Here is an 11,552-nt window from a genome sequence, read left to right on the forward strand (position 1 = left end):
ACTTCAGCCGCTCTAATCAGAAGTATATTTTAGAAGGTAGCCTTGTCTCAGGGCTCGCTTAGTGTGGAAGATTACAGGTCGATTGTATCCATGTAATGAAGCGTGAGATGCGCGTGTAGTGTTCGACGCACCCATAAAGACCTATGGGTCTGTGCCCGGTCTTTTGCCAGGAGCTTATCCCTGCCAGGAGGAAATGCCCTTGTTTTTTAATAAATGCTGGTCCACCGCTGTCGCCTCGTCCAGCTACTCCTTCCAGGAATGTACCGTCTGGAGGCTCATCAAAACGAAATTTTAGCCAGTAAGCATCAGCCTCATCGATAATGTTGGTCGCTTTACGCAGGGATCTATCGGTGCTCCGTGCTCCTCGTAATCCGTTTCCAGATTCTCCAGATCCTAATAACAGGACCTCTTGCCCCTGCTCATCTGAATCCTCATAGAGCCCAAATGGAGCGATATTTTCTACTGCAGTTTCTAACTCAACAAGGGCTAGATCCACTATATTGTGCTCGTCGTCTTCATCTCCTGACAGCCATTCAGGGTCGTAGTCTGGATGAATAATGATGCGTGCAATAGGATAGCGTTTTCCAGCTAACCCAATACTGATGGGTCTGTCTGGTGGGATCACCTGGACAACATGCGCTGCTGTAAGTAACCATTTCGGGGCAATGAGTGTTGCTCCTCCATGCCCACGAAAGAAACTGGTGATGGCTGGCCATTGCGTTTCATCGACCAGCGAATCTCGTTCAGAGCGATCATGTCGGATAATCATTTAATCGATTCCTTTCTTTGCATCTCTCTTGATTATTATAAATTATAATGCATTTTATTTCAATTCAGGTAGAAATGTTTTTCATCAGGTGGAGAGGGCGTTTGCTCCGGACGTGCAAAAGACTTGAGTGGCAGATGGTGAATATTGTCAGGTTAATCGGTGAAGCGTGAGATGCGAGTTATAAAGGTCCTGAAGATCTGGATTAGAGATCGCTTCTGTCGTTTGTGCACTTCAGTGAGGCGATGGTGTTCCAGGGCTTCCTCGATTCTCTGATCATGGATGATTTTTAAGCCTGTGTAAGAAGATGGCCACATACGAAAATCCCTTCTTCTGGTCGCTATGGGTTTGAGCCAGCGTGATTGTTTATCTCGCTGGCCTCGTTTGCTTATGCCATAAGAGTAGCTGATAAGCGGGGGTAGTGTGATCTCCCAAAAGTGGTATTCTCTTCTGTGGATGGTGGTATCTTGTGGAAAGGGAGAGATCTACAGGATTTTGAAGCGGGCCGCCTGGGCCAGGGCCTGTGTGCGGCTGCCCACGCCCAATTTGCCGTAGATGTTACGTGTATGAACTTTGACGGTTCCTGTGCTTAGAACAAGCCGTTGAGCGATCTCACGGTTGGAAAGTCCTCGGGCAATTAAGCGTAGCACTTCTAGCTCTCGCTCGCTCAATGGTTCAAGTAATGTGGTGTGTGGTGTGTGTGCTTCTTTGCCCAGGATGAGTCTGATTGTGTTTCTCAGGTCCTGTGTACTCCCACATTCCCAGGCGATCTGATAGGCCTCTTCGCCAAGCTGGTTGGTTAGATCTACACGTAGACGTGAGATTTTTGGCCAGTGATGGAGCCATCCACTGATCCAGGCTGGTTGTTGGAAGGCCAGTCCCAGTAGCTCGATAGCCATCACCAGTCTGCCCTCATTCGCTAAAGCCAGAGCTTCTATCGCCAGGCAGACTGTCGCCGCAGCGGGATCGTCGGGTCGTTCATGACAGAGTGCAATAGACCTTTGTCTGGCCGACTGATAGTCTGCCAGCCCACAGTCGGCGATTGCCTGTCCCCAGCCCCAACGTGGTGTGCCAGTTTCGTCGTCACTGCCAAAGAATGGTTCCAGTGACATGGCCTGGCCGGTTCTGGCCAGCCTTGCACCTTCTGCATAGGCTTCATTTTTCACGCAGAGCAGAAAGGCCAGGATATCTGCTGAGGATGTGACGCCATCGAGGTTGTTTGTTTCATTGGCGAGGTTGTGCATACGTTCGGCCAGTGTTAGAGCTTTTTGCAGTTCGCCTTTTAAGAGCGTTGCCATACTCAGATTGAATAGAGCGACAAGGATGCCTTTGATGCTGCCAATTTTGTACATTAATGCAAGCGCTTCTTGTGTATAACGCTCGTAGACTTCATAATCTTGCTGCTCAAGTGCAACGTTCGATAGGTTGAGGGTGATCCAGGCGAGGCCGTTGCTATCTCCAATCTCGCGTCGCAGGTCCAGGCTTTGCTGAAGCATTGCTTGATCTGAATGGTGCTCTTCGCTGATGGGCGCTTCACAGGCCAGCCAGGCCAGGACGTCTGCCTGGTAAAAACGATCTCCCAGGGACTCAAAGATAGCCAGGCATTCCTGAAAGAGCATGGCAGCTCTGGTCGGGGTATGGGGACGTTCGCCCTTTGCCTCCCAGATGGCGAGAAGACCCGATACGAACAGGCAGAATCCCACCTCTTCCTGGTTCTGTTGTGTACGTGATACGGTCAGGCAGGTTTCAATCTCTGCTCGCAGATCGTATTCGATGCGCAGGCTTCCCAGCAAAATCAGCCGCGCCAGCCGCGCCTGAATGCGACATACTATGGCGAGCTGTTCCTGAGTGGGGGATGTGGGAAACTGCTCAATTGCTGCCTGGAGTAAGGCTACGATTTCGTGATACCGCCCACGCATATCGGCGAACAGGTGCAAACTCTCTACTGCCTGGGAAAGTGCTACAAACTGTCTCTGCTGAATAGCCAGTTGCCAGGCGTGACGTATATTCTCAAAATTTGCTGCAATGGTGTCCAGGGCCTGGATCTGCTGGTGCGTTTTGATATTCTGCTCAAGCTGTGAGAGTAGCCCGAGATAGTAATCGATATATGCTCTCTGCACTGCCTCTGTCTGACCAATCTCATCCAGTTGTTCGGCACCATATTGTCGTAGCAGTTCATGAATGTCGTAGTGTCCCGCAGCATTCAAACGCAGCATTGATTGGTCGATCAATCCAGCCAGTGTGTGTAGTGATGCTCTCGTGATAGCTTGCGCTGCCTCGCGACTAAATTCACCACGAAAGATCGATACCTTACGGAAGACATCACGTTCGTCTTCGCTCAGGAGCTGCCAGGAGTGACTGAAGACCAGGCGGATATTGTGATGTCTTTCCGACAGGTTGCGCGAACGAGTTGCCAGAATATCTAGATTATGTTGAATCTCCCAGGCAATAGCGGATGGCTGAAGTGTCTTTAGCCAGCCTGCGGCCAGTTCAATGGCCAGAGGCATCCCTTCTACCAACCGGCAGATCTCCAGCACACCTTTTTTATCTGTGGCTAGCTCAAACTTCCCGTGAATCCGATGGGCTCGATCCAGAAATAACTGTACTGCACTATATTCTTCAATCCGCTGGTCATCCGCATGTTCGGGATAGGTAAGACCAGAGACCTGTCGAACCCATTCTTCCTGAATATTGAGGGATTCGCGAGAGGTGGCGAGGATCTTTAGTCCAGTGGTAACTGCTAACATATCAGAAAGAAGCCCCACTCCATCCAGAAGGTGCTCAAAGTTATCCAGCACCAGTAAGATACGTTGAGCCTGCTTTTCGCGAAGATAGGTCAGAAACTGCTCGCGTGGACTGCGGGTATCCTGCGCAAATTGAAATGGGGTAGTTTCGACAATGGCGGGCAATATCTCATCGGCATGATTTAAGGAAGCAAGTGGTACAAAAAAGATCCCATCAGGGAATGATGCACGTTGCTGTAAAGCAACTTCCTGGGCCAGCCGTGTTTTGCCGATTCCCCCTGGCCCAACAAGCGTCACAAGCCTGCAAACTGGATCATCTAGCAGCTCGCTCATCTCGTTCATTTCTTGCAAGCGGCCAAGAAATGGGGTCGGGGTCACTGTAAAATGGTGCATCTTTATTATCCTGATAGTGTTTGTGATTATCTCCTCCCAGTATACGACATCAAGCGTTTTTCTACAGTAGCTGAGATCACAGATATCCTCGATATCTTTTCTGTCTGCTTTTTGATACTATTTAATGACGGTTATATGTAGTGTATATGATGCTGTCTGAAGATATTAATTAATGTTAGCCAACACCTGCAACCTCAAATGTGATTATGCGTACCAATAGATGTATTACCAATAGATGTATACTGAAGGTAGTGACATGATGAGGTTAATATATGATCGAAGAGCGGCATGAAGGAAGCGATGAGAAAGAAACAGGCAGGATTGAAGCATTTAGTGATGGTGTATTTGCGGTGGCGATTACCCTTCTGATTTTTAATGTACAGGTTCCGATTCTGGACAATCCTTATACATCCGAGCACCTTGTGCGATTACTAGTATTGCGCTGGCCTTCCTATCTTGCATTCTTTATCAGTTTCGCTACGATACTGATTATGTGGATTAGCCATCACAACATGTTCAAGCTTATTTATAAGTCTGACATGCTTTTTCTACTTGCCAATGGTTTTCTGCTCTTACTGGTCACTTTCGTGCCATTTCCAACACAATTAATTGCAATCTATCTCACTACCCCAGTAGCCGGGGTGGCCTGTGCCATCTATGCAGGTCTCTTTACGATTATTAATCTTGCCTATAATCTGCTCTGGTGGCGAGCTGTAAGTCGGCACCGTCTTCTTAAAGCACATGTTCCGCCAGCATTGATCAGGACACGTAGCCGCAATTATTTATTGGGCGTTCCCTGTTATCTGCTCGCTCTGCTTTTTGCTTTCTGGAATCCTGCTGTAAGCATGGGTATCTGTTCTATCCTCTGGCTGTTCTGGGCCATCACCAACTTTGAGCCCAGGGCATAGGCTGCAAGCATATGCAAGCCTATTTTCAATGTATACGTGAAAGGCTTCATCAGTTCAGAATAAAGACTTCTCTTTTGACTTAGAGCATACTTCTTCTTTTATAGTGACGGAAAGTCATCTGGCCATACTATGGCCAAAACGGCTAGAAGCACAGGTAATTATACAGTTACCCTGGCAATAAGATATAATAGGAGAAAATAGAGTTACGAGATCCTTTCCGTAAAAGAGGGGATTAGTGATAGGGAGCCAGCCTTAAAAATTTTTCACCAGAGCCGGGCTTCTTCTACTATTGAGCCTGGGACTTATGGCTATTTATATTGAGCCTGGGACTTACGGCTATTTAGCGACTGCATCATCGGACTTCAGGCCACGCCTTTCGGGAGGAAAAGCATGAAGAATAACAATAGCTGGATACGATCTCTCTTCGGCCTTAAAACTACCAGGCAAGCTAAGTTGCCAGCACAGGCTACAGCAGCACCACCAACCGCTTCAAATCTTTCGAAGATCCGTTCAATGAACGTTAGAGATACTGGGCCTGCCATCTGGAAGATTGGTGATATTATCCTGAGTGAGTACGAGGTGACTGGCATAGTGGGCGAAGGTGGCATGGGCATCGTCTACAAAGTCTACCATCGGCCCTGGCGTATGGTTATGGCGGTGAAGAGTCCCCGGCCAGAGATTTTTTCCAGGCGTGGAGGCAAAGAGAACTTTATTCATGAAGCAGAGACGTGGGTGAATCTGAGTGCATATCCTCACCTTGTCCGCTGTTATGCTGTGCATATGCTGGGTGGTATCCCACGTGTCTTTGCCGAATATGTTGAGGGTGGGAGCCTTGCCGATTGGATTCGCCAGAGGCGATTGTATGCAGGTGGGCCAGATCAGGTTCTGGAGCGCATACTGGATATCTCCATCCAGTTTGCCTGGGGTCTGCACTTTGCTCATGAACAGGGGCTGGTGCATCAAGACATCAAACCGGCCAATGTGATGTTGACACCGGAAGGGCTCGCCAAAGTGACAGATTTTGGATTGGCAAAGGCAAGGATCATAGCAGGTGAAGAGCAACAGGTATCGGATGGTAAGAGTGGGCAGAGCATTCTGGTCAGTTCGGGAGGCATGACTCTGGCTTATTGCTCTCCAGAGCAAGCGGCAGGGCAGGCTCTTAGCCGCAAGACAGATATCTGGAGTTGGGGGCTGTCTGTGCTCGAAATGTTTACAGGGGAGGTGACGTGGACAATAGGGATCGCTGCACAGGAAGTGTTGTCGGACTATGAAGGGCTGGACCCTGCCATTCCAAAGCTGCCTGATGATGTTATCAATCTGCTTCAGAAGTGTTTTCAACCTCTACCAGATGACCGTCCTGCAACGATGCTGGAGGTAGCAAAGGAACTGCAATTGATCTATGCTCGTACCCTGGGACGATCTTACTCGCGTATCAGGCCCGAGCCAGCTGCAGTTCAAGTCTCTTCTCTCATTAATCAGGGCTATTCGCTGCTTCAGTTGGGACGGCCAGAAGAGGCAAGAATTTTTTATGAGAAGGCCATTCGCCTTGATCCCAATTCTGCTGATGCTTACTATAATCTTGGAGGAGCCCTTCAAGAGCTTGGGCAGCTAGAAGGTGCGCTGGATGCGTATAGGGAGGCGATCCGTCTGAAGCCTGATGATGTCGAAGCGTATAATCACCAGGGAAATGTACTTGGACAGCTTGGAAGATCAGAAGAGGCACTGCTTTCCTTTGAGCAAGCGATTCGTCTTGGCCCCACCTATGGTTCTGCTTACTATAATCGAGGAATTGTGCTTGAACAGCTTGGACGCCTACAAGAAGCCCTCTCTTCTTTTGAGCAAGCGATTCGTCTGGATGCCAATTTTACTACATTTGCTCCTATCTATCTTCGCAAAGGTCTTGTTCTCAGAGCGTCAGGAAAACCAGCAGAAGCGCTGAGTGCTGTTGAGAAGGCCATCAAGCTTGATTTTACTACTGCGGATGCTCACTATATGCGAGGGAGTCTGCTAAGAGAGTTCGGGCGGTTGGCAGAGGCGCTGATCTCCCTTGAACAGGCTATTCGCCTTAATCCAAAATTGGCGCTTGCATATTATCAGAAAGGTCTTGCATTGGCTGCATCGGGACGTTTCAAAGAGGCCCTGACTGCCTTCGAACAGACCATTCGCCTTGATCCCACCTCTGTTCCTGCCCACTTTAATCGTGGGAATGTTCTTTTAGAATTGGGACAGCTCAAAGAAGCACTCAGCGCTTATGAGCAAACTCTCCGCTTGAGTCCCGACCATGCCAGGGCCTGGACCAATAAAGGCGCGACACTGGCAAAGCTAGGACGATTGGACGAGGCACTGGTTGCCCTTGAGCAGGCGAGCTGTCTTAATCCTAAGGATGCCCTGACGTATATGAACAAAGGGAGCGTGCTCATGCAGCTTGGACGAAGAGGGGAGGCCATGGCCGCTCTTGCACTGGCCGCTCGCCTTCAATCCTGATCGAGCTTTCAATAGAAGAGAAGGAGCCTGTAGACTCTATGCCAGCCAGACTGACGTTGACGATAACCCAGGGGCCAGATATGGGCAAGCTCTTTGTGTTTGATGAACATGATACCTTGCTGTTTGGACGTCGTGCCGATTGTCATATCTGTCTTCCTGATGATAAAACGCTTTCGCGCCATCATTTTCTTCTGGAGGTCAATCCGCCTGATGCGCGGATTCGCGACCTTGGCAGCTTGTATGGAACTTATGTGAATGGACAGAAGTATGGGGGGCGAGAAAAGCATGAGACACCTACAGAAGGTGCCAGAAGGCAGTATCCTCAGGTCGATCTCCATGATGGGGATAGTATCAAAGTAGGCCAGACCGTCTTCAAGATCACTGTGGAGACGGCGACGCTTCCTGCCCAGGAAGTACAGGAAGTACGTTGTCAGCGCTGTGGAAAGAAAGGCCCGGCCCCGGCCAGCTCTGCTGATACCCTTTGTGAACAATGTCGCCAACCAACTGAGCAAGATCCCCTGCCTTTTTTGTTGACACTGCTGCCTCCTTTATCGCAACAGAATCAACAAGGACATCGCCTGCTACAGTATGAAATGGGGAGGCAACTTGGGGCAGGAGGAATGGGAGCGGTCTACCTGGCACTCCATAAGTCTACACGTGAGCAGGTGGCTGTGAAAGTAATGCTCTCTAAAGTGCGCGTGCATGAGAAGGCACGTCGACAATTTTTTCGTGAAATTTCTCTGACCAGTGCATTAGAGCATCCACATATTGTACAGTTTCTGGGGAGTGGAGCTGAAGGGGATCTCTTCTATTTTTTGCTAGAATACTGTACAGGCGGCAGTATGGCTGATCTCATGAAACGGCGCGGTGGCCGCATCCCCATTGACGAGGCTATGCCACTTCTGCTCCAAACGCTGATGGGATTGACCTTCATCCATGAGCGGGGCTTTATCCATCGCGATCTCAAGCCTCATAATATCCTGCTTTCCGGTCAAGAAGGACAATGCATTGCCAAACTCTCTGACCTGGGACTTGCCAAGAGTTTTGTGCAGGCGGGCTTTAGTGGGATGACCGTTACAGGCGGCTTTGCGGGCTCTTTTCCGTTTATGCCACGCGAGCAAGTGATCAATTTCAAACGCGTCAAGCCTGTCAGCGATGTCTGGGCTATGGGGGCTACCTGCTACTTTCTCCTGACTGGAGCCTATCCACGCAATCATCAGCCGGGACAAGATCCACTCATAGCCATTCTACAAGAGGAGAGCGTGCCTATCCGCAAACGCTTTCCCTACATTCCCTCAGGTGTAGCCGAAGTACTTGATCGTTCGCTGGCAACCAGAGAGAGTGAACGTTATCAGACGGCAGGAGAAATGTATCAAGCTCTTTCGGATGTATGGAAAATATGAAATGTAGAGAAAATAGATGCAGTTAGAACAGTTGACCATCGCCCATTATAAAAATTTACATAATTTCACCATCGACTTTCGGCAAAAATCGCAGACAATGGTTCTGATTGGACAGAATGGGGCTGGAAAATCGACGCTCCTTGAGGCACTTATCTTTATTTTCCGCAATCTGGACCTTGGGGAACAGCCTCCATTTAAGTACTCATTGGCCTATTATTGTCAGGGATCTTACATCCAGATTGTAGCTGACCCGAATGAGGCCAGGTTATATAGGATACATATCACTGTTGATGGACAGCCCATAACCTATAAGCGGTTTTATCTTGCAAGCGAGCCACGTTATCTTCCACGCTACGTGTTTGGCTATTACTCTGGCCTGAACGATCATATGTTGAATCTCTTCGATAAGCATCATGAGCGCTTCTATGGCGAGATCGTGCGGGGACTTGAGCATCCCAGCCATCCGCTTATTTATGCCCAGGCCGCATATCGACAGTTCTCTCTCCTCTCCTTCTTTATTGAGCAGGATCAACAATGTATTGATTTTCTAGAGCGCCATCTCGGCATTCTAGAGTTAGAATCGGTATCATTTCTGATTGCAGAGCCCAGTTGGAAAAGTCAGGAAGGCGATAGGCGTTTCTGGAATGCTCGTGGTGCAGTACAGAAGGCACTCAGTTATTTGTATGATGCCGCTGAAGAACCGGTACAGAAAAAAGTGAAGATTCGGCTGGATCATCGAACCGTCATAAGGCGTGATTGCCTTTCCCTTGAGCTACAAAATCAGCAGCGTTTGCAGCGTTTTTATAGCTTTTATCAGAGCCCACAAGCGTTTTTTCATGCCCTCACCTGCATCGAGATGTCAGGTATGCTGGTCGAAGTGAGCGTCCATGTGCGGGTCCGTAATGCTGATGGTTCGGTCGCTTCACGGAGTCTGAGTGAAGGGGAGCAGCAGCTTTTGATGGTGCTTGGCCTCTTGCGTTTTACGCGAGACGAGGAGACGCTCTTCTTGCTGGATGAGCCGGATACACATCTCAATCCAGTCTGGAGCATTCAATATCTTGATCTCATTGAGCAGATGGTTGGCCCACATCATAGTAGCCAGCTTCTCATGTCCACGCATAATCCTCTCTTTATCTCGAGCCTGGATCGCTCACAGGTACGGATTATGAGCCGGAATCCTACAACGCAGAGGATTGAAGCCAGTGAGCCCATGGAGAATCCACGCGGCATGGGTGTTGCGTCCATTCTTACCAGCGACCTCTTTGGGCTACGCTCTACACTTGATCCTCCGACTCAACAACTGGTGGATCAGCGGCGCGAATTAGCGTTGAAGGCAGCTCTAACGGGAGAGAAGTTGAGCCAGGAGGAACGACAGCAGCTTACAGCCTTGAATCAACAATTACAGGACCTTGATTTTAGCATTACCACCTATGATCCGCTCTATCAGCATTATGTTCGCGAGATGACCAGACGTGAGGAGCCACCAATCAGACAGAGCATACAGCTAACTGATGAGCAGCGTCAGCGCCAGAAGGACCTGACGCGCCAGGTCCTGCGCGAACTCCGAGAGAAGAAGGAACCTCGAGCGTGAGATATATCAATCAGCAAAGTATTACCCTTCCACCCGATTGGTCGATGAAAGCAACTCGTGCGCTCAACAAGGCTCGGGACCTTTCCTGTAGCGAGCGAAAGGATTTCATCAAAAGGAGCAATAGTATCTGGAAGGAGCTAAAAGACGAGTTGCTCGCCTGCTCTCATGGCAAATGCTGGTACTGTGAATCCTCTATCTCAGCCACCTCTTCCGGCGATATTGATCATTTTCGACCGAAGAACGAAGTGGAAGAAGCCCCTGATCATGGCGGCTACTGGTGGCTTGCCTTTGACTGGCGCAATTTTCGCTATTCCTGTGAGCATTGTAATCGCATCAACATTGATTCCAGCACAAAAGTCAAAGGTGGGAAGACCAGCCATTTTCCACTCTGTGACGAACAGACACGCTGCTGTACCGAGAGTTCTCTCGATGAGGAAGAGCCCATGCTGCTCGATCCAACCGTCAGCAGAGATCCCCTCTTATTGACCTTCGATATGATGGGCATGGCCTGTCCAGCTCGTAGCCCCGAGCAGAACGTAAAAGAGTATCAACGAGCACGATGTTCAATTGAGATCTATCACTTTAATCGCGTCCACCTGAAAAACCGACGCAAATTTCAGATCTGTGACAGAATCCAGCAATTGATTGTAGCTGGCGATGAATTGTATCAGTATTACGCCATAGAACCCACACAAGCAACCTATAAAAGCTTTCAACGGATCTGTGAAACCCTTCTAGAAATGATTGATCCAGTGGCTGAATACTCGTCTGCTGCTCGGGCTATCTTGTATATGTACAGTGATGACGAGCATCAATGGATACAGGACATTCTTGAAATGGATGAAACGCTCCATTGCAGCAGCTCTGCGAGCGAATGATTTCATGTAGACATAGATCAGCAGCAGTGAGTGTACTTATCAGTAATAATGGATTGACAAAATGAAATATGCATTCTATCATTTTAAGTGTGAGCATGGAGTAAGAATGCTTTATATTTTATTTTTATAAGAATTGTGAGCTTATATACATCTGATAATTGCGTAGTAAATAGAGAGGGTTTTCGGTCTATTTGTAGTGAGCGAACAGGAATATACATGGTGCATTTCTATACAGGAGTGTTGTGAGAAGACAGTGGGGAACGCAAAAATGGCTGCATTGCTGCAGCCACAAATGTCTGAGGGGAGAGGAAATAGTATGCGATCCAAAGTTTGAGAAAAGTTCATAAATGTTTTCTGACTTTGTGCTTTACTCCCCAGCTTCTAA

Annotated in this window: 7 protein-coding genes; 5 read left to right on the top strand and 2 right to left on the bottom strand. The window is 48.7% G+C overall.

Translation table 11 applies throughout. The features are described 5' to 3' along the window. Nucleotides 1-58 precede the first annotated feature (58 nt). Nucleotides 59-769 (bottom strand): S1 family peptidase, encoded by a 711-nt coding sequence (locus EL628_RS21495; RefSeq protein ID WP_126582067.1) that lies wholly within the window; start codon nt 767-769, stop codon nt 59-61. 482 nt (nt 770-1,251) lie between these two features. After that, nucleotides 1,252-3,903, bottom strand: coding sequence for a LuxR C-terminal-related transcriptional regulator (locus EL628_RS30865; RefSeq protein WP_126582068.1), 2,652 nt, complete (start codon nt 3,901-3,903; stop codon nt 1,252-1,254). 272 nt (nt 3,904-4,175) lie between these two features. On the opposite strand from EL628_RS30865, the gene EL628_RS21505 reads away from it, so the two are divergent. The 5 genes from EL628_RS21505 to EL628_RS21525 all read left to right on the top strand — a co-directional run bounded on the left by EL628_RS21505 (nt 4,176) and on the right by EL628_RS21525 (nt 11,167). Then, a complete protein-coding gene (locus tag EL628_RS21505) occupies nt 4,176-4,811 on the top strand; it encodes a TMEM175 family protein (RefSeq protein WP_126582069.1) in 636 nt (211 codons plus the stop codon). A gap of 390 nt (nt 4,812-5,201) precedes the next feature. Beyond that, complete coding sequence (locus EL628_RS21510) at nt 5,202-7,295, top strand: serine/threonine-protein kinase (RefSeq protein ID WP_174719973.1); 2,094 nt, start codon at nt 5,202-5,204, stop codon at nt 7,293-7,295. A gap of 38 nt (nt 7,296-7,333) precedes the next feature. Then, the gene (locus tag EL628_RS21515; protein ID WP_126582070.1) at nt 7,334-8,698 is read left to right on the top strand and encodes a protein kinase domain-containing protein; all 1,365 of its coding nucleotides are present in this window, start codon (nt 7,334-7,336) and stop codon (nt 8,696-8,698) included. 16 nt (nt 8,699-8,714) lie between these two features. Continuing rightward, nucleotides 8,715-10,289 (top strand): AAA family ATPase, encoded by a 1,575-nt coding sequence (locus tag EL628_RS21520; protein ID WP_126582071.1) that lies wholly within the window; start codon nt 8,715-8,717, stop codon nt 10,287-10,289. After that, the gene (locus EL628_RS21525; protein ID WP_126582072.1) at nt 10,286-11,167 is read left to right on the top strand and encodes an HNH endonuclease family protein; all 882 of its coding nucleotides are present in this window, start codon (nt 10,286-10,288) and stop codon (nt 11,165-11,167) included. The genes EL628_RS21520 and EL628_RS21525 overlap by 4 nt, the downstream gene beginning before the upstream one ends. Nucleotides 11,168-11,552 lie beyond the last annotated feature (385 nt).

The organism is Tengunoibacter tsumagoiensis, assembly GCF_003967535.1.
Taxonomy (GTDB): Bacteria; Chloroflexota; Ktedonobacteria; order Ktedonobacterales; family Ktedonobacteraceae; genus Tengunoibacter; species Tengunoibacter tsumagoiensis.